The organism is Polynucleobacter arcticus (assembly GCF_013307205.1).
GTDB lineage: Bacteria > Pseudomonadota > Gammaproteobacteria > Burkholderiales > Burkholderiaceae > Polynucleobacter > Polynucleobacter arcticus.
Window position 1 is genome coordinate 1,972,871 of the sequence record NZ_CP028940.1, and the last position, 26,534, is coordinate 1,999,404.

31 protein-coding genes are annotated in these 26,534 nt (G+C 46.4%); 13 read left to right on the top strand and 18 right to left on the bottom strand.

Annotated elements, in window-relative coordinates; genetic code table 11:
• Window positions 1–72: 72 nt before the first annotated feature.
• From DN92_RS09970 to DN92_RS09980, 3 genes are read right to left on the bottom strand one after another with little or no spacing between them, the layout of a single operon-like run.
• Window positions 73–1,536 carry an ammonium transporter gene (locus DN92_RS09970; RefSeq protein ID WP_173961090.1) on the bottom strand — a complete coding sequence of 488 codons (1,464 nt, stop codon included), beginning with the start codon at window positions 1,534–1,536 and terminating at the stop codon, window positions 73–75.
• Window positions 1,537–1,549: 13 nt separating this feature from the next.
• Window positions 1,550–1,888, bottom strand: a complete 339-nt coding sequence (locus tag DN92_RS09975; protein ID WP_173961091.1) for a P-II family nitrogen regulator — start codon at window positions 1,886–1,888, stop codon at window positions 1,550–1,552.
• Between the two features lie 25 nt (window positions 1,889–1,913).
• Window positions 1,914–2,744, bottom strand: coding sequence for a TorF family putative porin (locus tag DN92_RS09980; RefSeq protein ID WP_173961092.1), 831 nt, complete (start codon window positions 2,742–2,744; stop codon window positions 1,914–1,916).
• A gap of 250 nt (window positions 2,745–2,994) precedes the next feature.
• On the opposite strand from DN92_RS09980, the gene DN92_RS09985 reads away from it, so the two are divergent.
• Entirely contained in the window at window positions 2,995–3,249 is a 255-nt protein-coding gene (locus DN92_RS09985) for an accessory factor UbiK family protein (RefSeq protein ID WP_173961093.1), read from the top strand.
• Window positions 3,250–3,306: 57 nt separating this feature from the next.
• On the opposite strand, the gene DN92_RS09990 is transcribed toward DN92_RS09985, so the two are convergent.
• Genes DN92_RS09990 through DN92_RS10020 form a run of 7 tightly spaced genes read right to left on the bottom strand, consistent with a single transcriptional unit; the run spans window position 3,307 to window position 8,042 of the window.
• The gene (locus tag DN92_RS09990) at window positions 3,307–3,894 is read right to left on the bottom strand and encodes a hypothetical protein (protein WP_254598294.1); all 588 of its coding nucleotides are present in this window, start codon (window positions 3,892–3,894) and stop codon (window positions 3,307–3,309) included.
• Window positions 3,887–4,906 carry a lipoyl synthase gene (lipA, locus tag DN92_RS09995; RefSeq protein WP_173961094.1) on the bottom strand — a complete coding sequence of 340 codons (1,020 nt, stop codon included), beginning with the start codon at window positions 4,904–4,906 and terminating at the stop codon, window positions 3,887–3,889. The genes DN92_RS09990 and lipA overlap by 8 nt, the downstream gene beginning before the upstream one ends.
• Window positions 4,903–5,547, bottom strand: coding sequence for a lipoyl(octanoyl) transferase LipB (gene lipB / locus DN92_RS10000; RefSeq protein WP_173961095.1), 645 nt, complete (start codon window positions 5,545–5,547; stop codon window positions 4,903–4,905). The genes lipA and lipB overlap by 4 nt, the downstream gene beginning before the upstream one ends.
• A gap of 8 nt (window positions 5,548–5,555) precedes the next feature.
• Window positions 5,556–5,825: a YbeD family protein gene (locus DN92_RS10005; protein WP_173961096.1), complete on the bottom strand. Its 270-nt coding sequence runs from the start codon at window positions 5,823–5,825 to the stop codon at window positions 5,556–5,558.
• A 60-nt stretch (window positions 5,826–5,885) separates the two neighbouring features.
• Window positions 5,886–6,602: an alpha/beta hydrolase gene (locus DN92_RS10010; RefSeq protein WP_173961097.1), complete on the bottom strand. Its 717-nt coding sequence runs from the start codon at window positions 6,600–6,602 to the stop codon at window positions 5,886–5,888.
• Between the two features lie 24 nt (window positions 6,603–6,626).
• Window positions 6,627–6,935 carry a (2Fe-2S) ferredoxin domain-containing protein gene (locus tag DN92_RS10015; protein WP_173961098.1) on the bottom strand — a complete coding sequence of 103 codons (309 nt, stop codon included), beginning with the start codon at window positions 6,933–6,935 and terminating at the stop codon, window positions 6,627–6,629.
• A 12-nt stretch (window positions 6,936–6,947) separates the two neighbouring features.
• Window positions 6,948–8,042: a VanZ family protein gene (locus DN92_RS10020; RefSeq protein WP_173961099.1), complete on the bottom strand. Its 1,095-nt coding sequence runs from the start codon at window positions 8,040–8,042 to the stop codon at window positions 6,948–6,950.
• Between the two features lie 46 nt (window positions 8,043–8,088).
• Here DN92_RS10020 and DN92_RS10025 point away from each other — a divergent pair, with 46 nt between their 5' ends.
• Window positions 8,089–8,889 (top strand): biotin--[acetyl-CoA-carboxylase] ligase, encoded by an 801-nt coding sequence (locus DN92_RS10025; RefSeq protein WP_173961100.1) that lies wholly within the window; start codon window positions 8,089–8,091, stop codon window positions 8,887–8,889.
• Complete coding sequence (locus DN92_RS10030) at window positions 8,886–9,707, top strand: type III pantothenate kinase (protein ID WP_173961101.1); 822 nt, start codon at window positions 8,886–8,888, stop codon at window positions 9,705–9,707. The genes DN92_RS10025 and DN92_RS10030 overlap by 4 nt, the downstream gene beginning before the upstream one ends.
• A gap of 37 nt (window positions 9,708–9,744) precedes the next feature.
• Here DN92_RS10030 and rfaE2 read toward each other — a convergent pair whose 3' ends face one another.
• Window positions 9,745–10,236, bottom strand: a complete 492-nt coding sequence (gene rfaE2, locus DN92_RS10035; protein ID WP_173961102.1) for a D-glycero-beta-D-manno-heptose 1-phosphate adenylyltransferase — start codon at window positions 10,234–10,236, stop codon at window positions 9,745–9,747.
• A 90-nt stretch (window positions 10,237–10,326) separates the two neighbouring features.
• Here rfaE2 and DN92_RS10040 point away from each other — a divergent pair, with 90 nt between their 5' ends.
• Genes DN92_RS10040 through DN92_RS10060 form a run of 5 tightly spaced genes read left to right on the top strand, consistent with a single transcriptional unit; the run spans window position 10,327 to window position 15,144 of the window.
• Window positions 10,327–10,905, top strand: a complete 579-nt coding sequence (locus DN92_RS10040; protein ID WP_173961103.1) for a glutathione peroxidase — start codon at window positions 10,327–10,329, stop codon at window positions 10,903–10,905.
• Window positions 10,905–12,290, top strand: a complete 1,386-nt coding sequence (locus DN92_RS10045; protein ID WP_173961104.1) for an NAD(P)/FAD-dependent oxidoreductase — start codon at window positions 10,905–10,907, stop codon at window positions 12,288–12,290. Before DN92_RS10040 ends, DN92_RS10045 begins: the two co-directional genes overlap by 1 nt.
• Window positions 12,291–12,293: 3 nt before the next feature.
• A complete protein-coding gene (locus DN92_RS10050; protein ID WP_173961105.1) occupies window positions 12,294–13,079 on the top strand; it encodes a DUF1365 domain-containing protein in 786 nt (261 codons plus the stop codon).
• Entirely contained in the window at window positions 13,076–14,371 is a 1,296-nt protein-coding gene (locus DN92_RS10055; protein WP_173961106.1) for an SAM-dependent methyltransferase, read from the top strand. The genes DN92_RS10050 and DN92_RS10055 overlap by 4 nt, the downstream gene beginning before the upstream one ends.
• Window positions 14,368–15,144 carry an SDR family NAD(P)-dependent oxidoreductase gene (locus tag DN92_RS10060; RefSeq protein WP_173961107.1) on the top strand — a complete coding sequence of 259 codons (777 nt, stop codon included), beginning with the start codon at window positions 14,368–14,370 and terminating at the stop codon, window positions 15,142–15,144. Before DN92_RS10055 ends, DN92_RS10060 begins: the two co-directional genes overlap by 4 nt.
• Before the next feature lie 37 nt (window positions 15,145–15,181).
• Here the strand turns inward: DN92_RS10060 and DN92_RS10065 are convergent, their stop codons facing one another.
• Genes DN92_RS10065 through argS form a run of 3 tightly spaced genes read right to left on the bottom strand, consistent with a single transcriptional unit; the run spans window position 15,182 to window position 18,253 of the window.
• A complete protein-coding gene (locus DN92_RS10065; protein ID WP_173961108.1) occupies window positions 15,182–15,844 on the bottom strand; it encodes a thiol:disulfide interchange protein DsbA/DsbL in 663 nt (220 codons plus the stop codon).
• Window positions 15,841–16,455 carry an SPOR domain-containing protein gene (locus DN92_RS10070; RefSeq protein WP_173961109.1) on the bottom strand — a complete coding sequence of 205 codons (615 nt, stop codon included), beginning with the start codon at window positions 16,453–16,455 and terminating at the stop codon, window positions 15,841–15,843. The genes DN92_RS10065 and DN92_RS10070 overlap by 4 nt, the downstream gene beginning before the upstream one ends.
• Window positions 16,456–16,507: 52 nt before the next feature.
• Window positions 16,508–18,253: an arginine--tRNA ligase gene (gene argS, locus DN92_RS10075; RefSeq protein ID WP_173961110.1), complete on the bottom strand. Its 1,746-nt coding sequence runs from the start codon at window positions 18,251–18,253 to the stop codon at window positions 16,508–16,510.
• 35 nt (window positions 18,254–18,288) lie between these two features.
• Between argS and DN92_RS10080 the strand changes: the two genes are divergently transcribed.
• Window positions 18,289–18,606, top strand: coding sequence for a DUF1840 domain-containing protein (locus DN92_RS10080; protein ID WP_173961111.1), 318 nt, complete (start codon window positions 18,289–18,291; stop codon window positions 18,604–18,606).
• 18 nt (window positions 18,607–18,624) lie between these two features.
• On the opposite strand, the gene metH is transcribed toward DN92_RS10080, so the two are convergent.
• Both metH and DN92_RS10090 read right to left on the bottom strand, forming a co-directional pair.
• On the bottom strand, window positions 18,625–21,378 hold the full coding sequence (gene metH, locus DN92_RS10085) for a methionine synthase (RefSeq protein ID WP_173961112.1): 2,754 nt from the start codon (window positions 21,376–21,378) through the stop codon (window positions 18,625–18,627).
• Complete coding sequence (locus DN92_RS10090; RefSeq protein WP_173961113.1) at window positions 21,375–22,439, bottom strand: homocysteine S-methyltransferase family protein; 1,065 nt, start codon at window positions 22,437–22,439, stop codon at window positions 21,375–21,377. Before DN92_RS10090 ends, metH begins: the two co-directional genes overlap by 4 nt.
• A gap of 76 nt (window positions 22,440–22,515) precedes the next feature.
• Here DN92_RS10090 and DN92_RS10095 point away from each other — a divergent pair, with 76 nt between their 5' ends.
• Window positions 22,516–22,962 carry a PhaM family polyhydroxyalkanoate granule multifunctional regulatory protein gene (locus DN92_RS10095; RefSeq protein ID WP_173961114.1) on the top strand — a complete coding sequence of 149 codons (447 nt, stop codon included), beginning with the start codon at window positions 22,516–22,518 and terminating at the stop codon, window positions 22,960–22,962.
• Here DN92_RS10095 and DN92_RS10100 read toward each other — a convergent pair.
• Window positions 22,874–23,944, bottom strand: a complete 1,071-nt coding sequence (locus DN92_RS10100; protein ID WP_173961115.1) for an MBL fold metallo-hydrolase — start codon at window positions 23,942–23,944, stop codon at window positions 22,874–22,876. The genes DN92_RS10095 and DN92_RS10100 overlap by 89 nt on opposite strands.
• A gap of 17 nt (window positions 23,945–23,961) precedes the next feature.
• Window positions 23,962–24,945 carry an acrylyl-CoA reductase (NADPH) gene (acuI, locus tag DN92_RS10105; RefSeq protein WP_173961116.1) on the bottom strand — a complete coding sequence of 328 codons (984 nt, stop codon included), beginning with the start codon at window positions 24,943–24,945 and terminating at the stop codon, window positions 23,962–23,964.
• 87 nt (window positions 24,946–25,032) lie between these two features.
• On the opposite strand from acuI, the gene DN92_RS10110 reads away from it, so the two are divergent.
• From DN92_RS10110 to DN92_RS10120, 3 genes are read left to right on the top strand one after another with little or no spacing between them, the layout of a single operon-like run.
• Window positions 25,033–25,338, top strand: coding sequence for a hypothetical protein (locus tag DN92_RS10110; protein ID WP_173961117.1), 306 nt, complete (start codon window positions 25,033–25,035; stop codon window positions 25,336–25,338).
• Between the two features lie 18 nt (window positions 25,339–25,356).
• The gene (locus DN92_RS10115) at window positions 25,357–25,845 is read left to right on the top strand and encodes a flavin reductase family protein (RefSeq protein ID WP_173961118.1); all 489 of its coding nucleotides are present in this window, start codon (window positions 25,357–25,359) and stop codon (window positions 25,843–25,845) included.
• Window positions 25,846–25,867: 22 nt separating this feature from the next.
• Window positions 25,868–26,530 carry a glutathione S-transferase family protein gene (locus DN92_RS10120; RefSeq protein WP_173961119.1) on the top strand — a complete coding sequence of 221 codons (663 nt, stop codon included), beginning with the start codon at window positions 25,868–25,870 and terminating at the stop codon, window positions 26,528–26,530.
• The last annotated feature ends 4 nt before the right edge of the window (window positions 26,531–26,534 follow it).

Here is a 26,534-nt window from a genome sequence, read left to right on the forward strand (position 1 = left end):
GGAATCCGAGGATCCCGCGCTTAAAAATCGGGCAGCCAACCAAAGCCGCCCGATAAGGGGTAAATCTACTGATTAAGACTCGTAGGCAGACTCGCCGTGTGAGCTGACATCCAAGCCTTCGCGCTCTTCATCTTCCTTAACACGCAAGCCAATCACCATATCCACCAGTTTGAAGGCTATATATGACACCACTCCGGACCAAATCAAGGTAACAATCACACCCTGGCTCTGAATCCATAACTGGCTAGCAATAGAGTAATCAGGAGCCGCAGCATTAGCCACGTAATCCCAAATGCCTGTTCCGCCTAATGCTGGATCTGCGAACACACCGGTTAACAAAGCGCCCAAGATACCGCCAACGCCATGCACACCAAATACATCCAAGCTGTCATCTGAGCCCAAAAGCTTCTTGAGACCAGAAACACCCCATAAGCAAATCACGCCAGCAAGAGCACCGATAACGAGTGCACCCATTGGGCCAACAAAACCAGCAGCCGGAGTAATTGCAACTAAACCGCCTACGCAACCAGATGCAGCGCCCAACATAGAAGGCTTGCCTTTAGTAACCCACTCAGCAAATGACCAGCCCAATACTGCAGCAGCTGTTGCCAATAATGTGTTTACGAATGCCAAGGCTGCGCTGCCGTTTGCCTCGAGAGCTGAACCAGCATTGAAACCAAACCAACCGAACCACAAGAGTGAAGCACCAATCATGACGAACACTAAGTTATGCGGCTTCATTGCTTCTTTGCCATAACCCAAACGCTTGCCAATCACAAATGAACCTACTAAGCCTGCAATCGCAGCATTAATATGAACAACGGTACCGCCAGCAAAGTCGAGAACACCCTTCTGCCACAACCAACCAGCACGAGCTGTAATTGCTTCCAGTGATGCTGCATCTTTAATGTCATCAGGACCAGGCCAGAACCAAACCATATGAGCGATTGGCAAGTAGCTGAAAGTAAACCAAAGAATGACAAACAACACGATTGCAGAAAACTTCGCACGCTCAGCAAATGAACCAATGATCAAGCAGCAGGTAATCGTGGCGAACGCAGCTTGGAAGGTCATAAATACATACTCAGGAATCACAATACCCTTACTAAAGGTAGCAGCAACTGAGTCTGGCGTAATGCCTTGCAAGAACAAGCGATCAAGTCCACCAATAAATGGGCTGCCTTCAGTAAATGCAAAGCTGTATCCATAGAGTGACCACAACACAGTCACCAATGCAAAGATAAACATGCACTGTACGAGTACAGAAAGAATGTTCTTGCTACGTGTTAAACCACCATAGAACAAAGCCAATCCAGGCAATGTCATCAAGATTACTAATGCAGTACACACCATCATCCAAGCCGTATCGGCCTTGTTAGGAACTAATGCAGGTGCGGCAGCTACTGCAGCGGCGGCTGCAGCGGCAATTGGCTTGGCTTCATCAGCAAAAGCCGGCGAAGCCACCATGACGCTGGTTGCACCAATGGCTAAGGCCATTGCGCTTCCAGCTAGGAGTCGTTTCATCCAAGTGAACATTGTAAACCTCTCTTTAAAGTGCTGACGCGCCGGTTTCACCGGTGCGAATGCGTATGACGTGCTCAATTGGGGAGACAAAAATCTTGCCGTCACCAATCTTGCCAGTACGAGCTGATTTTTCAATTGCTTCAATCGCTCGCTCCAAGATGCCATCTTCAACAGCAGCTTCAATTTTTACCTTAGGCAAAAAGTCGACTACGTACTCAGCACCGCGATATAACTCGGTGTGACCTTTTTGACGACCAAAGCCTTTAACTTCAGTGACGGTAATGCCCGAAATTCCCACTTCCGAGAGAGCTTCGCGCACTTCGTCAAGCTTGAAGGGCTTGATGATTGCGGTAATTAATTTCATACGTTTCTCCGTTCAGAGGAAGGAATTAGAAAGTTTTGGTAAGTGTAAGAACACCAGTTGAACCAGCTAAATTCTTGCCTGTTGGCGATGCATAGTTGTATAAACCTGAAGAATTTTTTCCTGCATTGGTGCCGATATAAGCGGCAGCTAAAGATAGGCCGCCTCCAAAGTCTTTAGTTACACCTAATTTCCAATCTGTATAGCTATACAAGCTTGAGTTAGATGTACCTGCGACTGTTCCAGAAATATACTGATAGCCAACGTGTGCATTTACTCCAAGGCCCCAAATGCCAGTATCGTAGTTAACAGTTAAATCAGGATAGTAGGATCCAGAGCTGTTTTGGTTTCCAAATGTATTGGTTACTGCATAAGAAAACTTCAAGAAACCAGTTACTGGACCGAATGTATAGTTTTGAGCCGCATAAATCTCTGTTGTATTTGGATTTACGTTGGTACCGGAGAAGTTTCCGCTTGTTGGGTAGTAGTACTGCAATACACCCAAGTCAGATGCAAAACCTTCACCAATTAACTCCTTCTTTACACCGGCATAAAAGTCCATTTCAATACTTGAAGCTACTGAGGGGTTTAAGTTATTCACCCAAGAGATTGAGCTATTCCAGTTTCCAATATAGAAACCGCTTTCATGCGCATAATCAAATCCGCCTTGAATGGCTGGTCTCAGGTTTGACTGAGAAACACCACGATAGCGATAGTCACTTACCAAAGAAATATTAGCTGTAATAGGACTCACCTCTGGAGCTGCTGGTGCAGCTGCAGGAGCTGATTGTGCAAATGCTGCAGTTGCGAATAAGCCAGATGTTGCGAGAGCGATGGCTGTCTTTTGAATCGTTTTCATGTGATGTTCCTTGCTGTGTGTAATGAAAATGGATGAATGTTTTATTGCATGAGGTGATCATGAATGTCGGGAGACTCCTGCATTTGTCACAATTCCCTCAAACCATGCAAATGCCCTTTTTTGGTGCTTATTTATGCACCAATATGGTACAAATTCTCTGTTTTGAGCTATTTCTGCAGGTTTTTAGCTCTACAACTTAAAATAAGAACTGTATCTTTTAAGCAAATTCAATAGAACGGCGGCCAGCATCATGCAAAAACCAGGCGAAATCCTAGAACAAATTCAGCGCATTGCTAGCGATATGCAAAACAAAGTTGGTGACGCTATTCGCAATTCACCGGCGCAAGAAATCGAAAAGAATGTGCGCGCCATGATGAATCAAGGTTTTCAGAGGATGGATCTGGTTACTCGCGAAGAGTTTGATCTGCAATCTAAAGTACTAGCTAAGACCAGAGAGAAGCTGGAAGCTCTTGAAGCTAAGGTTGCCGCCCTAGAAAAATCTTAATTAGAATTTTTGAATTGTAAGCTTGGGGTTTTACGTTTTAAGTCTATCGACTCAGGCTTACTCTGGACGAAACTCATCAAAGAAGTTTGAGTAGGCCTCTTCAGAAAAAAACTGTTTCGCATTCACTCTCGCGGGTGCAGTATGCAAAACTGAAAGTTGATAAATCCGAGCACCGCTATCTGGCGTGATTCTGGTGATCCAACGCACTCGCATAGACTGCTCTACTGCACCAGTAGATTTGAATTCTAGAAAATAATCTTTAGTTGATAGACGCTGACGATTAGCAGCTTGATAAGAAGCATCTAGAGCTGCTGCACTTTCAATATTCACGCCCGCCCTACCAAACAGGTTGCCCTGAAGTTGTTCCAACAATTTTGGCGCAAGCGTGATTTGATCTTTACTTAGTTGAATGGTGCTCACTGAATAAATATCATCATCGATTTTTACTGCTTCCAAGATTTGCGGAATTTCTTGGCTTTGATATGGGATTTTCCGCTCTATCTTTTCAGGCTTACCGGGAAATAATGCGCTGTAACCTTCCTGAGAAGACTGCACTGTACGCCAATCCAACTTGGGGCTGCAAGCAGAAAGCAGTAATGCAAACGCTAAAACTAACCCAAGCTTTTGGACTATTCGTTTAGACAACGCCTGCCTCATGCGCTTGCTGGTCAGCATGGTAGCTGGAGCGCACCATCGCGCCCACTGCAGCATGTGAGAAACCCATGGCATAGGCCTCCTCTTCGAAACGCTTAAACATATCGGGATGGACGTAGCGCTGAACTGGCAGATGATGTCCTGAAGGAGCCAAGTACTGGCCGATGGTCAACATGTCGATATTGTGCTCACGCATATCGCGCATGACCTCTAAAATCTCTTCATCCGTTTCACCCAAGCCAACCATCAAACCACTCTTAGTTGGAATATGCGGGAAGCGCTCTTTGAAGTCTTTTAATAACTTCAGAGAGTGGGCATAGTCCGCGCCAGGTCTAGCTTGTTTATATAAACGGGGGACTGTTTCCAGGTTATGGTTCATCACATCTGGTAAGCCTTGCGGCGCATGCTCAGAAAAAATATCCAAAGCTTTATCTAAACGACCCCGAAAATCTGGAACCAACACTTCAATGCGTGTATTAGGAGATAAGCCTCTTGATTGAGAAATACAATCTACATAATGCATGGCACCACCATCACGTAAATCATCACGATCCACACTAGTGATCACCACATAATTTAATTTCAGAGCAGCAATGGTACGAGCTAAATTACCAGGCTCTTTTGTATCCAATGGATCTGGCCTGCCATGTCCCACGTCACAAAATGGACAACGACGCGTACATTTATCACCCATGATCATGAAGGTGGCCGTACCCTTGCCAAAACATTCACCAATGTTAGGGCAGCTGGCTTCTTCGCACACAGTCACTAATTCATTTTCACGAAGGATCTTTTTAATTTCAGAAAAACGAGAGTTACCAGAAGCAGCTCGAACGCGAATCCAGTCCGGCTTCTTAAGCACTTGCTCTAAGGGCACAATTTTGATTGGAATACGCGCGGTCTTCTCGCTCGACTTTTGCTTGCGCGAAGCGTCGTAGTTGAGATCCTGACGACTATTAGTACTATTGGCTACGGAATCGAGGTCTAGCTTATTGGTGGTCATGATGAAATCAGTTGCTTTTGCAAATGCCCTAAGAGGGTTTGACTAATAATGTCTATATTGTCCTTGATCCCGAGGGATTGCATATCTACCGTCCTTAAGCCCTCATAACCACATGGGTGAATACGGGCAAAAGCCGCTAAATCCGTAGAAACATTCAAGGCAAGCCCATGATAGGAGCAGCCCTTAGAGACTTTGAGACCCAAAGCGGCAATCTTGGCACCCTGATACTCCACCAAAGTCGAGACATTTTGAGCAACATAAATACCGGGCGCTCCAGGGAGCCTCTCTGCCGAAATATCAAAATCTGCCAGGGTATCGATCAGGGCCTGCTCAATTCGCGACACTAGCTCTTTTACGAATATTCCTAAACGCCTGAGATCCAACAAGAGGTAGATCACGATTTGCCCAGGGCCGTGATAAGTGATCTCACCACCACGATCTACCTGCACCATCGGAATCTGACTACTAGGTGAATGCAAATTACCCGGATCTCCAGCAAGACCTAAAGTAAATACCGGGGGATGCTCAAGGATCCAGATCTCATCTGGAGTTTCACTATCTCGCTGCTGGGTAAAATCTCGCATTGCTTGATAGGTTGACTCGTAATCAGCAACACCCAAATGTTTTACTAAAAAGGACATGAACGATTCTAGAGAACAACACTAACCAAAGGATGTGTTGATAGGGTGCGATATAACTCATCTAACTGTTCACGGCTCGTTGCAGTAATAGGCAAAGTGATGCCTAAATAATTGCCATCCTTTGATGGACGTTGCTCAACCTTACTCTCATCGAATGTAGGATCAAATTGGCGAGCGATATGCAAAATTGCAGGTAGATATTCTGGATTCGTTTTACCCATCACCTTAATCGGAAACTCGGATGGATATTCAATAAGGGATTTCTGCTCTTCAGTCATGATGATAAATTTTTCTTTCTTTTTTCTTGATTTTTTCTTGATTTTTTCTTTACTCTTGCTTTATGGATTGCGATGATCCGGCATGCCCAACCAAGCGCCAGTGATGATGTTCCGAATGCAATGTAAACGTCGATGGAAAAAATGATCCGCCCCTGGCACGACTTGAACAGTTAACTCTTGAGGTCGCGCCCAATCCAAAACATCGAGCAAGGGAATGGTTTCATCCACTTCCCCATGGATCAAAATCGTATCTGCTGGTACGGGTGCCAATGTCCACTTACCCGCTGCACTGCCCACCATCACTAAGCGTTCAGCAGGACGGCCGAGATCCGCCAATCGTTGCACTAAATGAGTACCAACAAAACTGCCAAATGAAAAACCGGAAACCACTACAGGTAAAGTATTCGCAGCTTGCATCCACGCTTGATCTGATGTTGCCTCGAATTGATTCCAGCTTGATGGGGTACGCATCCAATCAGTGACATGTAGTAAGTCTTCCATTTCACCAACACCATGATCATGCACGCCCGCAGTAGCACCTACGCCACGAAAGTTTGGTCGCACACTGACATAACCCAGTTGGTTGAATGCGCGCGCCATTGTTTGCGCAACCTTGTTGTCCATTGTTCCACCCATGAGGGGATGGGGGTGAGCTACTAAAGCTAAGCCTCTCACCGAGAAGTCTGGATTACTTTTTAATTCATCGGGAAGATCGATAGACATTTCAATTTGTCCTACGACACCCTCAATATGAATTATTTTTGTACGGCTATTCATGAAGTGGACTTTCTCAAATCTTTCTTATGCTAACTGCAGACGCTCTACTGGACGTCCCTGTATTAAGTGCGATTGAATGATTTCCTCAATGTCTTCGGTATCAATAAAGGTATACCAAATGCCCTCTGGATAAATGACCATCACCGGGCCATCAGCGCAACGATCTAAACATCCCGCCTTATTGATGCGAATTTTTCCAGGGCCATTTAATTTCAACTCTTTGACTCGATTCTTAGCGTAATCAAATAATGCAAATGCATTGTGGCGATCACAACAATCTTCGCCATTACTACGCTGGTTTAGGCAGAAAAAAACATGGTGTTTAAAACTCATATGCAATCTCAATTAAGGTTTTAAATTAAAGGTTGACTTATTTCGAAGCACCCAAAATAAAGCTAATGGCAACCATACCACTGAAACCCACTGCATTAATTCATTAAAGTGCAATAGCCGACCTTGGTGCCAGTGTCGTAAGGTCAGGATGAAGTAGGGATTATCCGGCAATAGATTAATTGCAATGGTGGCACTGACCAAACAAACGAGTGCAAGCCAGGCCTTACTGATGCCGGGAAGAGAAAGTGCCCATCTCAGCAGCAAACTTCCCACTAACATTCCCCAAGCTGCTCCAGCTGTAAGCCAAAGCAAACTAAATTCTGCCCCAAATTGCAATGCTGTAAAGGCAATCTTCACTAAAACAGTGAAGCAAAGTAGGCTATTTAAGATTTTCCACTGGGGCGCTTTCACTCGCATCCCCAAGGACAGCAAGAGTCCTGCACCAAGCCAACACATCGCAGTAATGATGGACTCCTGGATGACATGGTTCACCACCATCGTCCCCCAGTCGACTGAGGCAAAAATAGCGTGTCCCCACACTCCCGTACCCAGCCAAGAGCTCTGAGGGTAAATCTGAGACCATGGGAACAGCAAAAACAATGCGCATGCAGCCCAGTTCAAGCCAAACCACTGATCAAATCGACGTCGGATAGCGCTCCCAGAGAGCCACTGGGGACCCAAGGGGATAGCTAACAATCCACCTAACAAGCCGCCCAGCATATTGGCCCACAAGTCCATCTGGCTTGGTATCCGGGTTGGTAGCCAAGTTTGTAAGGATTCCACACTAAAGGCCAATATGGCACTGAAGCTCAACGCGATACCGAGGGCAAGAAAGTTATGCCAACGGGGATAGCAGGCAAAGACCAATAAAAATCCTAAGGGGATATAAGCCAAAATATTGACCGAGACATCAAAAAGGGTAATAAAGCGCGGCAAAGGGGCATCTAACCAAGCCCAAGCAGCAATCCCATTCTGGAAGTTGAAATCAAAGGGATTTAGGCTGACATAAACAATTAATAGCGCATAACTCAAGCTAATAGCCCTGGCCAAAGGCATAGCCTGGAGTGGCCAAACAAACTTCCGAGGGCGCTGATCTTCGTGACGCATCCCATCATTCTAGGTCAGCTAGGTCAGATCTTTCTACAATGGGGAAATGAGCCCGAATTGCATCCTAGAGCGCGTCGCCACTACTAAATCTACTAATGACGATTTATTGGCACGTTGGCGTGCTGGGGAATTGATAGATCCTGTTGCGCGTATTGCGCGTGAGCAGACTGCGGGCAAGGGTAGAGCTGGGAGGGTTTGGCTGTCAAACCCCGAAGACACCCTATGCTTCTCGCTCGCCCACCCTTTCTACAAAAGCCCAAACGAGCTGAGCGGCCTTAGCCTAGTCATTGGCTTAGCGGTCATTGCCGGAATTGCGGCAGCACTTGGCATCAGCGAGACAGCACTACATCGACAAGGTTTGCGGCTAAAGTGGCCGAACGATTTGCTCATTAACAGTGCCAAGCTTGGTGGCATTCTGATTGAAGGAGGTCAGGCCAACCCAAGCTCGCCCACTTGGCTGGTGATGGGTCTTGGCCTTAATTTGCGCAATGTAAATATCATTAAACAGCATTTAGGAGCGAATGCATCTCTCGAAGCAGCTGCCCTCGATCAACTGATGCCCAATCAAATGACGGCTCCTGATACGGAGTTTATTTGGCTAAAACTGATCGAGTCATTTGAGAGCCATATTGCGCAATTTACTCAGCATGGTTTTGGCCACTTTCAACATCGTTGGAAACAATGGGATGCTTATGATGGGCTAGCTGTTTATATTTCTGGGGCAGGCAAAGAACCCATCAGCGGAATTGCTTCTGGAGTGAATGACACTGGCGCCCTTCTCCTCAATCAAAATAACAAAACTATTGCCATCCATGCAGGCGACATTTCTTTACGAGTGCAATCATGAGTCTCTATTTAGTATTTGATATTGGTAATACCCGTCTCAAATGGGCTGCTGTTGAATCTACACAAAACATTGCGGACCGCAATAAGAAATTGTGGGCCTACTCTGGATCTATTAGCAATCAATCCTTCCAATCTCCCGAGTTGCGCGTAGAGCTATCGGATTACATTTCTAAAACGATGCCAAAGCCCGATGCGATTGGATTTTGCTGTGTAGCTGGTGATACTGCTATTCAAAATCTGCGGAGTCTTTTTCCACAGTGGCAAGACCTGAATTGGAAGCAACTCACCGGTGACAGTCCCTATGAAGGCCTTCGCACGCTCTATGAAGATCCAAGTCAGCTCGGTGCAGATCGTTGGGCTGGCGTGATTGGCGCAAGAGCGCTCTCAAGCACCAACACACTGATTATTAATGCCGGGACAGCCACCACCATTGATCTATTGGGTGGCAATGGCGTTCATTATGGTGGCTGGATTCTGCCAGGACTGAACTTGATGCAAGAAAGTCTCTCAAGCAATACGGCCCAACTTCCATTAGCAGTTCGTTCCAGTACCACAGCAGCGCAAGCAAGCTTTGGAATGAATACCAACGGGGCAATGACTGGTGGTTGTGATGCGGCGCAAATGGGGGCAATATTGCGCGCAGCTTATTTAGCCAAAGCAATGAACCATCCTGTTGAACGAATTTGGCTTGATGGTGGCAACGCTAAAATTTTAGCGAATGAGATCAAGCAATTTCCAGAATTAGCTGCGCTTCCGGTCGAGCCTATTGAGGGCTTAGTGTTACGAGGCCTCTGGGCTTGGCTTCTACAAAATCTCTAAGGAAATATCCCCATCTTTATTCGTGCCACTTGAGTATTTAGCTGGTTCGGATCTTACCTAAAAGCGTCGTTGTAGAGCGCTCATATAAAAATGGGATGGCGATTGCTTTGCCACCCCAAGTCTTGACTAGACGCGTCTCTTCCAAGGTATCGATTTCATAATCACCGCCCTTAACGTAAATATCTGGACGAATTTTGGTAATCAGGTTCACCGGGGTCTGTTCAGTAAACAGCACCACCAAATCAACACTTGCCAGTGCAGCCAATAAAGCCTGGCGGTCCGCCTCTGTATTAATAGGGCGATCATCCCCTTTTCCCAACATCTTGACTGAGGTATCAGCGTTCACCCCAACTACCAGGCTAGCCCCCAGCTCTCGGGCTTGAGCCAAATAGCTAGCATGCCCACGATGCAGAATATCAAAGACGCCATTAGTGAACACAAGCGGTCTTGGAAGTGCCGCAATACGAGCATCTAATGCTGATGGGGGGCACACTTTGGACTCAAATGAGGGTAACGGTAAAGAGGTCATAACGTCATATTAATGGCATTGAGATAGACCCGACGATATTTGCGAGAATGTCTTAGACTTGGGTATTCCGGCATAAGCAAAAGGCTCTAAATGATTCGAAGTTTGACGCGGCACTTATTGGCACTGTTTTTGCTAGTACTGGCTATGCAATTGGCGGAGGCAGCCCCCGCAGCATCCTCGAGCTGTAGCCCCCTTTTGTCACACAGCTTTCCAAGGTTACAGGATGAGGTGCCACAGAACCTATGCCAATATCAAGGTAAGGTAATCTTGGTAGTAAACACGGCGAGCTTTTGTGGATTCACTAGCCAATATGACGGCTTAGAGAAGCTATATGCCAAATATAAAGATCGTGGCCTCGTTGTGCTCGGCTTCCCATCAAATGATTTTGGGCAACAAGAGCCTGGGAGCAATAAAGAAATTGCTGACTTTTGTAAAAATACTTATGACGTGAAGTTCCCTATGTTCGCCAAGAGCGCAGTTAGCGGAAAAAATCCGAATCCCTTATTTAAGATGCTGATTGCCAAAACTGGTACGACACCTAAATGGAATTTTTATAAATACCTGATTGATCGCAACGGTAATGTCATAGATGCGTTTGGCAGCATGACTAAACCTACCAGTACCAGCATTACTGGCGAGATAGAAAAACTTCTTGGAGAAAAAATTTAGTGAGTAAGAAAAAAGTTGCCATTATTGGCGCTGGAATATCTGGCCTCGGTTGTGCCTACGCCTTAAGACAGCATCCCGATTTAGATATCACCATATTTGAGGGCGGCAATCATATTGGCGGTCATAGCAATACAGTAGATCTCTCCCTAGAAACACCTCAGGGCAAGATTACTCATGGTGTGGATACGGGGTTTTTAGTTTTTAATCGCAAAACCTATCCTCGCTTGGTTCGGCTATTTGAAGAGATCCAAGTTCCGATTGCGCCTTCAGAGATGTCATTTTCAGTATCCATTGATACCAGTGAAAAAACGGGGGGCGCCAAGAAAATTGAATGGGCAGGCAATGATCTCAATTCTTTCTTTGGACAAAGATCAAACTTGTTTTCACCCTCCTTTTGGAGAATGGCCTATGACATCTTGCGCTTTAACCGTCTCGCTACTCAACTAGCTGAGGAGCAGATTACCGCTAAACTGGAATACTCTGAGCCAGATGAGCGCATTAAAGACTTTCTGGAGCGTAACCGCTTTAGCAACAGCTTTAAAGAAAACTATTTCTTGCCGATGATTGGCGCAATCTGGTCATGCTCAGTAGAGCAGATGCTAGAGTTTCCAATTCAGACTATGGTGCGCTTCTGTCATAACCATGGTCTTTTGCAAATTCAGAATCGCCCTCAATGGCTCACCGTCAAAGGCGGATCCCGAGAGTATGTAAAGTTACTAGTGGCAGCCCTGGAAAAACATCAAGTTAAAGTCTTGCGTGAATCCGTGATTCGGGTCAATGCGAGCCAAACCAAACAAGCTCTAGCCGAAGTCATCACAGCCTCTGGCTCTCATTGGTTTGATGAAGTAGTTATGGCATGCCATAGTGATCAGACTTTAAATTTAGTTCACGGCATCACGCAAGATGCCCGTAATATTTTGGCATCAGTACCCTATCAACAGAACCGTGCAATTTTACATACCGATACCGATTTCTTACCGGCTAACGAGCGCTGCTGGGCTGCATGGAACTACACAGCGAAGTCTGGTGCCACCCCTACCGCACAGCAACATGTGAGCGTCAATTATTTAATTAATCGTTTACAACCCTTACCTAAAGAGCTGCAGCAGACACAAATTATTGTCAGCCTCAACCCACTCACGAATCCCAAGCAACACCTAGTGCATCAAGAAATTCATTACGCTCACCCCGTTTTTGATATGCGCGCTGTACAGGCACAGAAAGAGCTACCCCTCATTCAGGGCAACTCTTCTATTTGGTATTGCGGAGCATGGACAGGCTTTGGCTTTCATGAGGATGGTCTGCGCTCTGGTGAGCTAGTGGCAAAGGATCTGATGGAAAGCATCTCTCATCGAATTCAACTGAACTCCACCCAGCATATTTAATAAATGAATTTGCCAACAATCAATTTTGGAGCGGTACAGCATCAGCGTTTTCGCCCTGCCCAAAATCGGTTTGGTTATGGTGTGTTTACAGTATCCATTCCAATGCGCACACGCAAAGCAGACAATACTTTGCTGAGTAAGCATGGTTTAAGAGACAATCAATTTGGATTGTTTTCCTTCTTTGATCAAGATCACGGAACAGGAAATACCGATAGTCTTGCTTGGATCGAAAAGATACTTCAAGAGAACTGTATTGAGGGTGTTGATGGTGAAATTTGGCTTCAAACCTTCCCGCGAGTGCTTGGCTATGTCTTTAATCCGGTGAGTTTTTGGATCTGCCATAGAGCTGATGGACAAGTGCAAGCGGTACTTGCTGAAGTCAATAACACCTTTGGTGAGCGTCACTGCTACTTACTACATCATGATTCAGGTGCAGCACTCAAATCTGGAGAGACTCTCATTAGCAAAAAAGTATTTCATGTCTCACCCTTCTGCGATGTGCGTGGAGAGTATCACTTCCGCTTCTTATTTCCCCAGGACAGCAACTCCAAACGAAATATCGTTTGTCGGATCGAACTCCACGAAGATGGCGCCCCTTTGATCAATACCAGTGTCAGCGGCTTAGCTGAGCCACTGAGAAAAAGCGTCCTTTACCTTGCATTTCTTCGCTACCCGCTGATGAGTCTCGGAGTCATTGGTAGAATCCATTGGCAAGCATTGAAATTGTGGCTGAAAGGTGTACCCTTTCACTCAAAACCTAAACCACCAGAACTTGAAGTTACTCGATGAATCGCCCCGGTCAATCACTGCTATCTCGCCTCACTTTCTCGCGCCCTGAAAAGCGTGAATCGAAGTTACAACAACATCGCGGCAGTACAAAAACCTTATTAGGTCTTTTGGCGCAATTACGTAGTGGCTACCTTGTCATCACCTTACCCAATAAAGAGGTGAGGGAGTTTGGCAACAGCTCAGACACCCTTCATGCAGAAATTCAAATCTTAGACTGGTCTGTGTTTAAACAAGTTTTATCTCATGGCGATATTGGCTTTGCTGAAAGCTATATTCGGGGCGAATGGAACACGCCTGATCTCAAGGCTGTTCTAGAGTTAGCCATCCGGAATCGCAATATCCTAGAAAAAGCAATCTATGGAAGCTGGCTCGGCTCTTTGGCTTATCGCTTAAAGCATTGGTTTAGGGATAACTCAAAAGCTGGTAGTCGCAAAAATATTCATGCGCACTACGATCTAGGTAACGCCTTCTACACCCTTTGGCTAGACCCCACTATGAGCTATTCGAGTGCGTGGTTCTCTGAGGGCGACCAGCAATTATTGATTGATGCTCAGCGCGCCAAAATCAAGCGCATCCTCGACTCCATTCACGCTAAGGCGGGCGATCAACTCCTGGAAATCGGCTGTGGTTGGGGTGGCTTCATGGAGGAAGCCTTGCGTAATGGCAATCACATCACTGGCCTCACTCTATCGACTGAACAAAAAGCTTTTGCAGACTCCAGACTGAAAAAGGTTATCGCGGAAGTAGGTAGCACAGAGAAATTTGAGGTACGCCTTCAAGATTATCGAGATTGCGCCGAGCAATTTGATGGTATCGCCTCTGTTGAAATGTTTGAGGCAGTGGGCGAGAACCATTGGGGTGAGTATTTCCAAACCCTTGCTAAACGCCTCAAAAAAGGTGGTAGGGCTTGTATTCAAACTATTGTCATTGCAGAAGATCTATTTGATCGCTATCGCCATAGCACTGACTTTATTCAGCAATATGTTTTCCCGGGAGGCATGCTTCCCTCGCCAGCTAGATTTAAGGCTGCAGCCGCTAGTGCTGGTTTAGAAGTCGAAGCAGAATTTACCTTTGGCGCTGACTATGCCAAAACCCTGTGTATTTGGCGCGATAGCTTTAATCACAAGATTGAGGAAATCTATCGCCTCGGTTTTGATGAGGCGTTTATTCGTCTCTGGAATTTTTATCTGATGTATTGCGCTGCTGGATTCTCTGAAAAAAATATTGATGTCGTGCAGTACACCCTTAAACACCAAGGCATGATTAACACGAGTGATACCCTACGCCCATGAAACAAAAAGGAATAGATTCTTTTGCAAACCAGCGGATTTGGGTCATTGGTGCCTCAAGTGGAATTGGTGAGGCTTGTACAAAAGCCTTCATCCAAGCAGGCGCAAAAGTTGCGCTCTCCAGTCGTCGTGCCGAGCGACTAAGTGCCCTCGCACAATCTGGAAAACCAGGGCAAACCTTGGTTCTCCCACTAGATGTAACCCAGAAAGAGCAGCTTGCCTCTGCGTATCACGACATCCTAGAGGCCTGGGGTGGATTGGATCTACTGCTCTTTGTTTCAGGGGTATACACCCCACTACGCGCAGATAATTTTGACTTTGAGGTTGCACAAAAAACAATTGATGCTAACCTGTTAGGCCCTATGAGAGCAGTTGAGATAGTGCTGCCGAACATGCTTCAAAACCACAGCGGTCATATTGCAATTGTAGGTAGTGTAGCGGGATATAGCGGACTTCCAAAGGCGCTAGCCTATGGGCCGAGTAAAGCAGGGATTATCAATTTCTGTGAAAACCTGTATTACGATCTACTCCCACAGGGTGTGAGTGTGCACATGATCTCACCGGGGTTTGTCGCAACAGAAGCTACTGCACAGAATGATTTTGAGATGCCGGCACTCATCACTGCCGACGAGGCCGCAAAAGAAATCCTCACAGGAATTCAAGCTGGAGAATTTGATATCCACTTCCCTAAGCGATTTTCAGGATTCTTAAAATTTCTTAGAATCCTGCCCTATCCACTTTATTTCTGGATCATTCGGCGCTTCGTCAAAATCTAAAGAACTGTTTTTGAACTGCTTTTGAACTACTCGTGAATTATTTGTACTTATCCTTACGGATTTTCTGCTCCAAGTAATCCATCACTAGAATCGCCTTCGCTTTAGTTCCGGCAATCGATGGAGAAGTTACATAACGACCCTGCATCACGATCGTTGGTACGCCATCAATACGGTATGCTTCAGCCATCTGTCTTGCAGCACGCGCTTTCGATATAACGGCAAATGAACGGTATGTTGCCAAGAAAGCGTTACGGTCAATGCCTTGGGAGACTGCCCAATCTGCAATCTCATTTTCAGTCATGAGACGCTTATTTTCTTTATGCATTGCGTACATGACTTTTTCATTCATGGCATCGCCTTTGCCCATTGCCTCTAAGGCATAAAACAACTGACTATGTGGCATGAAGTCATCACGAAACGCAACCGGCACCCTACGGAATGTCACATCTTTAGGTTGACGCTTAACCCATGCGCTTAATTCAGGCTCAAAGTCATAGCAATGGGGGCAGCCATACCAAAAGAACTCAATGACCTCAACCTTGCCCTTCACCTCAACAGGCTGGGGAACAGGCAGAATTCGGTAATCAAATCCTTCTTCGATCTTCGGAGTTTGCGCGCTTGAAAAACCAGAAAAGGAAATTGCCAAACCAATAGTGGCAATAGATAAAAGAATTCGCTTGGATTTAGATAATGTCATCATGATTTACTAGCCTTAATAACGCTTGGTTTAATGCCCATGCCATTGAGCCTGTCTCGCACGGGGTTACTTTCTTCAACACTATTGTATGGACCAACGCGAACGCGCCATAGAGTATTACCTTCACTACTGATCTCACTCAATTGCGACTGAATACCTTGAATAGCTAAGCTTGCCTTTTGTGCATCTGCATCGGCACGTTTATTAAATGCGCCTACTTGCAAGAAATAAATCGCGTCTGATTTTGCTATAGAAGCTGGGGCCACTTCTGCTGGTTTCTTACCTGTAGCTAAATCTCCAATCGGATCTGCTGAATTAGCAGCAGGTGCGATAGATTTTCCTTGTAAAGGCTTGTTCAGATCTAAAGGCTCTACCGGGGCGGCGGCCTCACCCTCTGCGGGGGCCGGACCAGGCTTAATCGTCAACGGGAGATTGGGGGCTCTTACCCCCGGCCGTTCCTGTGGGGTGTTCTTTGAAAGGTAAAACGCAATCACAAACGCCACACCCAATCCAACCCCTAAGCCCAAAATAAAGCCTAGGATGGTACCGCCATACTCCGAGTTTGAAGTATTTGCCTTGGAAATATAGCCAGCCTGTTGATTCGTTTTTTTCATCGCGTCTCCAACCCTCTTTTTTACTTCCGTAGCGCTACTCAACACCCATAGATTACATCTTAGCGGGTGCTGAAACACCCAATACTTTTAAACCATTTTCAAGAACTTGGCGAGTCGCTGAGAGCAAAGCCAAGCGAGCTAACTTCAATGCAGCATCATCCACTAAGACGCGATCTGCGTTGTAGAAGGTATGGAAGTCTCCCGCTAGATCTCGCAGGTAAAAAGCTAAAGCATGGGGCGCCAAGTCTGCAGCGGCATCAGTGAGCATTTCTGGATACTCAGCAAGGCGACGGAGTAGATGGTCAGAAGCCTTACTTTGCAATAAAGAGAGATCTGCGCCCTTTAGATCGGATGCCTGCCCGCCCCATTGAGTCAAGATCGAGCAAATACGTGCATGGGCATATTGCACATAGAACACGGGATTCTCATCGTTTTGCTGCAATGCTAAATCAATGTCAAAGACAAATTCGGTATCGGCCTTGCGAGAGATAAGGAAAAAACGCACAGCATCTCGTCCACGCTGTAATGCAAGCTCACGCTCATCAGCAGTCATCTCTGGCGTAATACCACCAGACCACTCAACTAAGTCACGTACAGTCACGTATGAGCCTGCACGTTTAGAAATTTTTACTTCCTCGCCATGACGCATCACTGTGACCATCTTATGTAGAACATAGTCTGGATAGGTTTTAGGAATATCCCAACCCCGCTTCTGTGCAACTCCCTGCAAGCCAGAGCGTACCCGGGCGATCGTACCGTGGTGATCGCTGCCTTGCACATTAATCACTTTCTGAAAGCCACGATTCCACTTACTGGTGTGATATGCCACATCAGGGACAAAGTAAGTAAAAGTGCCATCGGACTTACGCATGACGCGATCTTTGTCATCGCCATCATCAGTGGTCTTGAGCCAAAGTGCGCCTTCAGACTCATAGGTCTTGCCAATGCTCTCTAATTCTTCAACGATTTTTGCAACACTGCCATCGGTATACAAGGAAGACTCCAAGTAATAGCAATCGAACTTCACACCAAAGATTTTCAAATCGATGTCTTGTTCATTACGCAAGTAAGTAACTGCAAATTGACGAATCGCCTCCGTCTTTTCTACATCGGATAAGTCATCTCGAAAGCCAGGGGCTACTTTATAAGCACTCGCAATCTCAGCAATGTATTCACCGTTATAGGCATTCTCTGGCCATGCGGTATCACCTGGCTTCAAGCCATTTAAACGCGCTTGTACAGATAGAGCTAAATTAGCAATCTGCACGCCGGCATCGTTGTAATAAAACTCACGATGCACTTTGATACCCTGAGTTGCCAATAAATTAGCTAGCGCATCACCCAGGGCGGCCTGGCGGCCGTGACCCACATGCAAAGGGCCAGTAGGGTTGGCTGACACAAACTCAATCATCGCGCTAGGTGCAGGCGCATTCTCAGGAGCCAATTGGCCAAACTGGGAACCGGCTGTCAGCACCTCTTGAACTACTGCCGTTTTAGCGGTATTGCTCAGGCGAAAGTTAATAAACCCAGGGCCAGCGATGTCGCAAGAGGCAATCAGGTCGCTATATCCCGTTTGTTGCTCTAAACGCTCAACCAAAGCTTGAGCCAGTTCTCGAGGATTCAGTTTCCAGGCCTTAGAGAGCTGAAGGGCGATATTGCATGCGACATCCCCATGATCCACTGCCTTAGGGCGTTCCAAGCGCGGCTGGGGCGCCTCACCTAAGCCACGCTCCTGAGCCAAGCCTTGCAGCGCAGCACCGAGCATTTCAATTAAACGATTTTTATTAGTTAACAACATAGATAAGTGAGTTTATCAGGTGGTAAGCTATTGAAATGATCTATCAATTTCGCTCCAAAGCGGGTCCAGACGTGATTATGTTGGCTGACCTGACCCAACGGATATTTGATATTTTGGCTCGCCCCTTAGAGCCCAGAGGGATTTTGACAGTAGAGCAATTACCCCTCCTCATTAGCTCCCTAGAAACTGCCATCCTCAAAGACCTTGAGGAACGAGCTAAAGGTAATACCACCGAACAAGATAATGCTGAAAAGCCAAGGCTAGCCGACAGGCTTGGACAACGCGCCTACCCTTTTTTAGAGCTGATGAAACAAGCTAAGGCTAAAGAAGAGCCGGTGGTGTGGGGCGTTTAATTGGTGCTTAATCGGTATTTAATCGATTGAACTAGCCAACTGGCGACGCACATCCTCAATAGACTCATCACGGCGCTTAGCCAGATCCGCAATCTGGTCGGCAGAAACCTTACCCACATTAAAGTAGCGTGCCTCTGGGTGAGCTAGGTAGAAACCGCTAACGCTAGAAGCTGGATTCATGGCCATAGACTCTGTCAAGGTCATCCCAATATCTTCAGAACCAATCACGCGCAGTAGATCTTTTTTCACTTCATGCGCTGGACAGGCTGGGTAGCCGGGAGCCGGACGAATGCCGCGATATTCCTCGTTAATCATCTGTTCGTTCGTCAAAATCTCATCGGTCGCATATGCCCAAAGATCGGTACGAACACGGTGGTGCATCAGCTCTGCAAATGCTTCCGCTAAACGATCAGCCAAAGATTGCAACATGATTGCGCTGTAGTCATCGTGTTTCGCCTGAAACTCTGCAACCTTTTTTTCAACGCCATGGCCAGTCGTCACTGCAAAGCAGCCCAGGTAATCCGCAACATTCGAATCTTTCGGGGCTACATAGTCTGCCAGGCAACGATTAGGTCGACGGACGCCGTCAACTATTGGACGCTCAGCCTGTTGACGTAAGTTATGCCAAACAAATAGTGGGTGCTCGCGGGATTCATCACTATATAAAACAATATCATCGCCAATTGTGTTGGCTGGATAGAAAGCTACTACCGCATCGGCTTGTAACCACTGACCCTTGATTAACTTATCCAATAGTGCCTGGCCGTCTTCAAAGACTTTACGCGCCTCTACGCCAACGATTTCATCATCGAGGATTGCCGGGAACTTACCGGCTAAATCCCAAGTTTGAAAGAACGGTGTCCAGTCAATGTATTTAGCGATATCACTTAAAGCGAAACTCTTGAAAATGCGACGCCCAATAAATTTTGGCTTCTCAGGTACGTAATGAGTCCAATCAATTAGCTCGCGATTCTTACGCGCAGCTTCTAATGAAATCGTGGGGGACGCTTTTTTGTTTGCATGTTGCTCACGAATTCGAACATAGTCATCACGCAAATCTTGAATAAATTTCTTAGCGCTCTCATCGGAAAGTAAGCTCGATGCTACTGATACGGAACGGGAGGCATCTGGAACATAGACTACTGGACCATCGTAGTGTGGAGCGATCTTGACGGCTGTGTGAACACGGGAGGTCGTTGCACCACCAATCATCAACGGAATCTGGCGCTCACGGAAATAATCATCACGCTGCATTTCTTGCGCGACATAAGTCATCTCTTCCAGTGAAGGTGTGATCAAACCAGACAAACCGACAATATCTGCCTTTTCTTCTTTGGCACGCTTCAGAATCTCTGCACAAGGAACCATCACACCCATATTGGCAACTTCGAAGTTATTACACTGCAACACAACAGTCACAATGTTTTTACCAATGTCGTGTACATCACCCTTCACGGTAGCCATGACAATCTTGCCCTTAGCTTTTGCTTCACCACCAGAGGCAACGTGCAGACGCTTCTCTTCTTCAATATAGGGAATCAAAATAGCGACGGCCTGCTTCATCACACGTGCGCTTTTGACTACTTGTGGCAAGAACATCTTCCCATCACCAAACAAGTCGCCAACGACATTCATGCCATCCATGAGCGGACCTTCAATGACTTCTATCGGCCTGCCGCCTGCACCCATGATTTGCGCGCGCAACTCTTCAGTATCATCTTCAATGAAATTCGTGATGCCGTGCACTAGGGCATGCGTTAAACGCTCGCGCACTGGAGATTCACGCCATACAAGATTCTCAACCTGCTTTGCACCGCCACCTTTAAATTGGTCGGCGATATCAAGCAAACGCTCGGTTGGGGTCTTACCTTCTTTTTCTTTAAAACGGTTGAGTACTACATCCTCAACACGCTCACGTAATTCAGGGTCTAAATCTGCATAGACGCCAAGCTGCCCTGCATTAACAATACCCATGTCCATGCCCGCTTGAATAGCGTGATACAAGAACACAGTATGAATAGCCTCACGTACGCGATCATTACCGCGGAATGAAAAGCTGACGTTGGATACACCACCGCTAATCTTTGCTCCCGGTAGATTTTCCTTAATCCAGCGAGTGGCATTAATAAAATCAACCGCGTAGTTGTCATGCTCCTCAATACCAGTAGCAATAGCAAAGATATTGGGATCAAAAATAATGTCTTCAGCCGGAAAACCAATCTCATTCACCAGAAGCTCATAGGAACGCTGGCAAATTTCCGTCTTACGCTGAAAGGTATCGGCCTGACCAGCCTCATCAAATGCCATGACGACAGTAGCAGCGCCATAACGACGAATTAAACGCGCCTGTTTTCTAAAGGGTTCTTCACCCTCTTTCAAGGAAATTGAATTGACAATTGGCTTACCCTGAATACATTTCAAGCCAGCCTCGATGACGCTCCACTTGGATGAGTCAACCATGATGGGCACACGAGCAATATCAGGCTCAGATGCAATCAGATTTAAGAAGCGTGTCATCGCCGCCTCAGAATCCAACATCGCTTCATCCATATTGATATCAATGACTTGAGCGCCATTCTCAACTTGCTGTCTTGCTACGGCCAGCGCCTCGTCAAATTGATTATTGAGAATCATGCGAGAAAACGCTTTGGAGCCGGTAACGTTGGTACGCTCACCAATATTTACAAAACGGATATCAGCGGTGACGTTAAAAGGCTCTAGTCCTGAAAGCTTCATAGCTGACATAACTGATTTATTTTCTTGAGTGCTCATGCTGATTCCCCAGCACTCTCACGATAGAAGACACGTGGCTTACGCTTTGCTACTGCGTTAGCAATTGCGCGAATATGATCCGGCGTGGTTCCACAGCAGCCACCCACGAGATTAACTAAACCATCTTTTGCAAAACCATCTACCAAGCTTGAAGTAATATCAGGCGTTTCATCAAAGCCAGTGTCACTCATTGGATTAGGTAAACCCGCATTCGGATAGCAAGATACTGCGGCATCACAGATACGAGCGAGCTCAGCAATATATGGGCGCATCAGTGCGGCGCCTAGGGCGCAATTCAAACCAAAAGTGAGTGGCTTGATATGACGCAAGCTATTCCAAAATGCTTCGACTGTTTGACCAGACAAAATCCGGCCAGAGGCATCAGTGACTGTTCCTGAAATCATTACTGGTAAGCGTTCACCAGTTTCTTCAAAGAATTCATCTAGTGCAAACAGTGCAGCTTTAGCATTGAGCGTATCGAAAATAGTTTCCACTAAAAATAAATCCACGCCGCCTTCAAAAAGACCTTCGATCTGCTCACGATAAGAAGCGCGTAAGACATCAAAGCTCACATTACGTGCACCGGGGTCATTTACATCTGGGGAAATACTTGCCGTCTTTGGCGTAGGTCCAATTGCACCCGCCGCAAAACGAGGCTTCTCTGGCGTGCTGTATTTTTCACAAGCCGCGCGGGCCAATTGAGCCGAAACAATATTCATTTCACGCGCCAAACTAGCCATCTTGTAATCTTCTTGAGCTACCGAGGTGGCACCAAAAGTATTAGTTTCAATAATGTCTGCGCCAGCATCTAAGTACTGCTCGTGAATCTTGCTAATAATTTGGGGCTGCGTCAGCACCAACAGTTCGTTATTGCCCTTGATGTCATCTGGATGATCTGAAAATCGAACACTACCAGGTAGGCCACGGTAATCCGCTTCAGTCAATTTATATTGCTGAATCATGGTGCCCATGGCGCCATCCAATATCAGAATGCGCTGCTTAAGTAGCTCGGGTAGCGCCTGACCACGGGTGTAAGGCTGGGATAAACCATTAGATTGCATTGCGTAGCCGGGAATAATCTCTAGAATCTAACATTGTATTGGTAATAAGCTATTTTTATCTGACCCGGAGCCCCCTATGTTTGGAACTATCCCAGAATTCAATCAAAGCCTTGAAATGATGAAAACCATGTGGGGTCAAGCTGCAGCAGGGCAGCCAGGTCAATTCCCCTTCACTACAGATGCCTCTAAGGCCGCAGGATGCTTTGGCTCTGCATTTCCGGGGCTTGATACTGATGAACTAGAGAAGCGCATCAAAGACCTCAAAAGCGTCGAAAACTGGCTTAATCTTAATCTCAATATCCTGAAATCCACCATTCAAGGCTTAGAAGTACAACATGCCACCATGATGGCACTCAAATCGTTTGGCGACGCGGTTTCCGCCTCAGCTGCTGCTACTGGATCTGGATCTACCGAAAAATCTGGGACAAAGGCGACTAAATCACGCAAAACCGCAACACCCCGTCGTCGCAAAGCTGGCGACTCAACCTTCCTCGACGAAGTAGGTAATTCAGGTGGGCAATAGCCTCACCCATGGCGAATGTCATTTGGTGAATATCTAACTCGCGCTTAAATAGCACTGGCACGATCTCACGAGCAGTAGCCGGTTTTTGGCATGCTTCGATAGTCTCAGCTAAGCGCTCGTCATGATGGGCTTTGAGTTGATCGATCCGCAGCTTCATTCCTGTGAACGGCTTACCATGCGATGGCAATACAAGAGTGTCATCTGGCAAAGGTAGATAGCGATCTAATGAGCTGAGGTACAGTCCCAATGGATCTGCATCTGGGTCTGCATCGTAGACGCTAACATTGGTTGAAATGCGTGGCAACAACATGTCACCAGAAATCATTACCCCAAGATCTTTGCAGAATAGTGAGGCATGTTCAGGCGCATGGCCAAAGCCCATGATGACCTGCCATTCATGCCCACCTATCAAAATCATTTCACCATCAATGATGCGACGATATTGGCGTGGTACGCCAGGAACCATATTGCTATAGTAATTAGAGCGTGCCCGAATTTTTTCTAAATCCTCAGGTGCATTGAGGCCGTGTTTCTGAAAGTGATCAGCAGAACCGCCGCCGCCAGCCCGTGCACCGACAGCCGCTCCACCTTCTTTTTGGCTAAGCCACTGAGCCGTCAAGTAATCCGTCATCGAAATCCAGAGCGGCACCTTCCATTTCTCGCACAACCACTGAGAGAGCCCAATATGATCTGGATGCATGTGAGTAGCGATGACTCTCAATACAGGCAAGCCGTCTAACTGCGTAGCAAAAATCTGCTCCCATGCAGCCTTAGTCTCATCATTAGCAATGCCACAATCCACAATAGTCCAGCCCTGGACGCCCTCAAACTCATCACGTAAAAGCCATAGATTGATGTGATCTAAAGCAAAAGGAAGGCGCATGCGTAACCAACGCACGCCAGGCACAAGCTCCATTGAACTACCCACCTCGGGTAATACATCCACGAAGGGATAATGAATAGCAGTGTCAGTATTTCTCATTCGTTATTCGTTATTTGTTATTTATTTACATTCACAATTAAGCGACCACGAACATTTCCAGCCATGAGTTCAGCAGCGTACTTCACAGAATCTTCTAGACTGATTTCGTGAGAGATTTCCTCCAAAGTATTGAGATCAACTAGCTTACTGAGTTGCTCGTAAGCAGCGATACGTTTTGCTTTTGGCACGGTCACACTATTAATGCCGTAGAGGGTAACGCCACGCAAAATGAATGGTGCTACGCTCGATGGAAAATCCATTCCCTGTGCAAGGCCGCATGCAGCAACTGCACCATCACTCTTGGTTTGGGCGCACGCATTCGCTAGTGTATGACTGCCGACGCTATCGACCACAGCAGCCCAACGCTCTTTAGCCAAAGGCTTTCCAGGTGACGATAACGCAGCGCGATCAATAACCTCGCTAGCACCCAACTTCTTCAGGTACTCCGCCTCAGCCATACGACCCGTGCTTGCTACAACAGTAAAGCCCAACTTACTCAACAGAGTAATTGCAAAACTTCCGACGCCACCAGCCGCACCAGTAACCAAAACCTCACCATCGCTTGGCTTCAGGCCATGTTTTTGCAGGGCCATGACACACAACATCGCCGTATAACCTGCAGTACCGATAGCCAGCGCCTGCTTAGCAGTAAAGCCTTTAGGCAATGGAATTAACCACTCCGACTTCACACGTGCCTGCTGTGCTAATCCACCCCAATGTCCTTCGCCGACGCCCCAGCCGTTCAGTAGCACCATATCGCCCACCTTGAATTCAGGACTAGCACTCTCTAAGACCTCGCCTGCAAAATCAATTCCAGGAACCATTGGGAAACTCCGCACTACTGGACCTTTACCAGTAATCGCCAAGCCATCTTTGTAATTCAGTGTGGAGTAAAGCACTTTTACCTTGACATCACCCTCAGGGAGGCTTGCTTCGTCCACCTGAGAAAGCTCAGCACGATAGCCTTGATCGTCTTTATTTACCAAAATAGCGTTAAACATATTTCTTCCTTTTAAAAGTGCCCTATTCTCCACAACAGATACGTAATAGGTTTATCCTAACGAGCATTGCTGATTATGGAGGCTTCCATGAAAAAAATTCTACTATTAACTGCTATTTCTGGTTTAGCGTTGCTTGGATGCTCATCCAGCCAAATTAACATGTCTATGGGTAATATGCGCTTAATCACTTCGAGCGCTGCGCCACAAGATGTGATGAATTTTGCTAATACTGCCTGTAAGAATGATTTCTACCAAGGTGCTAGCTTTCTATCTAAAGCCGGCAAAGAATATCGCTTTAAATGTGTAAAAGCCGAAGAAAACGAAATCCTTAATCCGATTCCTGGCACTACGATTCCTACCGAAGCACCTGCGACGACAGCCGCAGGGAAGTAAGCAGAAAAGTAAAATAATATGACCCCATTTACCTCTCAAGAGCTACGCAAAGGATTTTCTTCTTTCGCAACCGGGGTCACAGTAATTACCTGCTTAGATGCTGAGCAAAATGCCCATGGGATTACGATCAGCTCCTTTAATACCGTTTCCTTAGAGCCACCACTGATTTTATGGAGTCTAAAAAAGCACTCCCGCCTAATGCCTAACTTTGAAGTGGGTCACAAGCAACTCATCCATGTGCTGGAGCGGTCACAAGAAGCGATGGCGATGCATTTCGCTACTGTGAAAGAAGATCAGTTCGTGAGTATTCCGCACAAAATTGCGGCAAGTGGTCTCACTCAAATTGAAGGATGTGCCGCCTACTTTGAATGTGAGACCGTATCTGTTCATACTGGCGGTGACCACAACATCATCGTCGCCAAAGTGCTACACCTGAAACATAGTCCTGACAGCCAACCACTCGTGTTTGCGCATAGCCAATTCGTTGGCGTAGATTCATCAACTTAACATACACAGAATAGGAATTCTCATGATGCGTTTATGGGGGAGAAAGAGCTCTATCAATGTGCAAAAGATTCTCTGGTGCCTGGCAGAACTTGGACTAGAAAAAGGTAAGGATTTTAAACGTATTGATGCCGGCCTGCATTTTGGCAAAAATCGCACCCCTGAATTTCTAGCGCTCAATCCCAATGGTCTAGTGCCAACTCTAGAAGATGGTGATCTCGTCCTTTGGGAGTCGAACACCATTTTGCGTTACCTCATTCGTCAGTACAACACCTCAAAACGTTTTCCTAGCGACATCGCCAGTCAGTATCAGTCTGAGAAGTGGATGGACTGGCAAGTAGGAACCATGTGGCCCGTATTGCGCGTTGCATTTATGGGGCTTACTCGCACACCTGAAAGTGAACGTAATTACGACAGTATTTGTAAGGCTTACCAAGATACCAGTGATCTATTGGCGTTACTAGATCAGCAACTTTCAAAGCAGCAGTATTGCTCTGGCAATGCTTTTCATATTGGCGATATTCCACTAGCACTGTGCGTCAGTCGCTGGATTTTGCTAAATGAAACCTTTCCAGATCAAACGGGACCGCGAACACAACTTCATCATATTGATGCCTGGATGCAGCGTATAGAAACTCAGACGAACTATCAGGTAGTGACTGAAAAAGAACTCAATATCGTGAAGTAAGTTA

What these genes read in the sequence shown, in the direction of transcription:
- DN92_RS10055 (WP_173961106.1), top strand. Translation starts at nt 13,076, where the DNA reads ATGAATCGCCCCGGTCAATCACTGCTATCTCGCCTCACTTTCTCGCGC.
- DN92_RS10100 (WP_173961115.1), bottom strand. Translation starts at nt 23,944, where the DNA reads ATGAGAAATACTGACACTGCTATTCATTATCCCTTCGTGGATGTATTA.
- DN92_RS09970 (WP_173961090.1), bottom strand. Translation starts at nt 1,536, where the DNA reads ATGTTCACTTGGATGAAACGACTCCTAGCTGGAAGCGCAATGGCCTTA.
- rfaE2 (WP_173961102.1), bottom strand. Translation starts at nt 10,236, where the DNA reads ATGACCTCTTTACCGTTACCCTCATTTGAGTCCAAAGTGTGCCCCCCA.
- DN92_RS10015 (WP_173961098.1), bottom strand. Translation starts at nt 6,935, where the DNA reads ATGAGTTTTAAACACCATGTTTTTTTCTGCCTAAACCAGCGTAGTAAT.
- DN92_RS10050 (WP_173961105.1), top strand. Translation starts at nt 12,294, where the DNA reads ATGAATTTGCCAACAATCAATTTTGGAGCGGTACAGCATCAGCGTTTT.
- DN92_RS10065 (WP_173961108.1), bottom strand. Translation starts at nt 15,844, where the DNA reads ATGATGACATTATCTAAATCCAAGCGAATTCTTTTATCTATTGCCACT.
- DN92_RS10090 (WP_173961113.1), bottom strand. Translation starts at nt 22,439, where the DNA reads ATGCAATCTAATGGTTTATCCCAGCCTTACACCCGTGGTCAGGCGCTA.
- DN92_RS10005 (WP_173961096.1), bottom strand. Translation starts at nt 5,825, where the DNA reads ATGACTGAAGAGCAGAAATCCCTTATTGAATATCCATCCGAGTTTCCG.
- DN92_RS10110 (WP_173961117.1), top strand. Translation starts at nt 25,033, where the DNA reads ATGAAAAAAATTCTACTATTAACTGCTATTTCTGGTTTAGCGTTGCTT.
- DN92_RS10095 (WP_173961114.1), top strand. Translation starts at nt 22,516, where the DNA reads ATGTTTGGAACTATCCCAGAATTCAATCAAAGCCTTGAAATGATGAAA.
- lipB (WP_173961095.1), bottom strand. Translation starts at nt 5,547, where the DNA reads ATGTCCTTTTTAGTAAAACATTTGGGTGTTGCTGATTACGAGTCAACC.
- metH (WP_173961112.1), bottom strand. Translation starts at nt 21,378, where the DNA reads ATGAGCACTCAAGAAAATAAATCAGTTATGTCAGCTATGAAGCTTTCA.
- DN92_RS10040 (WP_173961103.1), top strand. Translation starts at nt 10,327, where the DNA reads ATGATTCGAAGTTTGACGCGGCACTTATTGGCACTGTTTTTGCTAGTA.
- acuI (WP_173961116.1), bottom strand. Translation starts at nt 24,945, where the DNA reads ATGTTTAACGCTATTTTGGTAAATAAAGACGATCAAGGCTATCGTGCT.
- argS (WP_173961110.1), bottom strand. Translation starts at nt 18,253, where the DNA reads ATGTTGTTAACTAATAAAAATCGTTTAATTGAAATGCTCGGTGCTGCG.
- DN92_RS10020 (WP_173961099.1), bottom strand. Translation starts at nt 8,042, where the DNA reads ATGCGTCACGAAGATCAGCGCCCTCGGAAGTTTGTTTGGCCACTCCAG.
- DN92_RS10080 (WP_173961111.1), top strand. Translation starts at nt 18,289, where the DNA reads ATGATCTATCAATTTCGCTCCAAAGCGGGTCCAGACGTGATTATGTTG.
- DN92_RS10060 (WP_173961107.1), top strand. Translation starts at nt 14,368, where the DNA reads ATGAAACAAAAAGGAATAGATTCTTTTGCAAACCAGCGGATTTGGGTC.
- DN92_RS09985 (WP_173961093.1), top strand. Translation starts at nt 2,995, where the DNA reads ATGCAAAAACCAGGCGAAATCCTAGAACAAATTCAGCGCATTGCTAGC.
- DN92_RS09980 (WP_173961092.1), bottom strand. Translation starts at nt 2,744, where the DNA reads ATGAAAACGATTCAAAAGACAGCCATCGCTCTCGCAACATCTGGCTTA.
- DN92_RS10120 (WP_173961119.1), top strand. Translation starts at nt 25,868, where the DNA reads ATGATGCGTTTATGGGGGAGAAAGAGCTCTATCAATGTGCAAAAGATT.
- DN92_RS10030 (WP_173961101.1), top strand. Translation starts at nt 8,886, where the DNA reads ATGAGTCTCTATTTAGTATTTGATATTGGTAATACCCGTCTCAAATGG.
- DN92_RS10115 (WP_173961118.1), top strand. Translation starts at nt 25,357, where the DNA reads ATGACCCCATTTACCTCTCAAGAGCTACGCAAAGGATTTTCTTCTTTC.
- DN92_RS10025 (WP_173961100.1), top strand. Translation starts at nt 8,089, where the DNA reads ATGAGCCCGAATTGCATCCTAGAGCGCGTCGCCACTACTAAATCTACT.
- DN92_RS10010 (WP_173961097.1), bottom strand. Translation starts at nt 6,602, where the DNA reads ATGAATAGCCGTACAAAAATAATTCATATTGAGGGTGTCGTAGGACAA.
- DN92_RS09975 (WP_173961091.1), bottom strand. Translation starts at nt 1,888, where the DNA reads ATGAAATTAATTACCGCAATCATCAAGCCCTTCAAGCTTGACGAAGTG.
- DN92_RS10070 (WP_173961109.1), bottom strand. Translation starts at nt 16,455, where the DNA reads ATGAAAAAAACGAATCAACAGGCTGGCTATATTTCCAAGGCAAATACT.
- lipA (WP_173961094.1), bottom strand. Translation starts at nt 4,906, where the DNA reads ATGACCACCAATAAGCTAGACCTCGATTCCGTAGCCAATAGTACTAAT.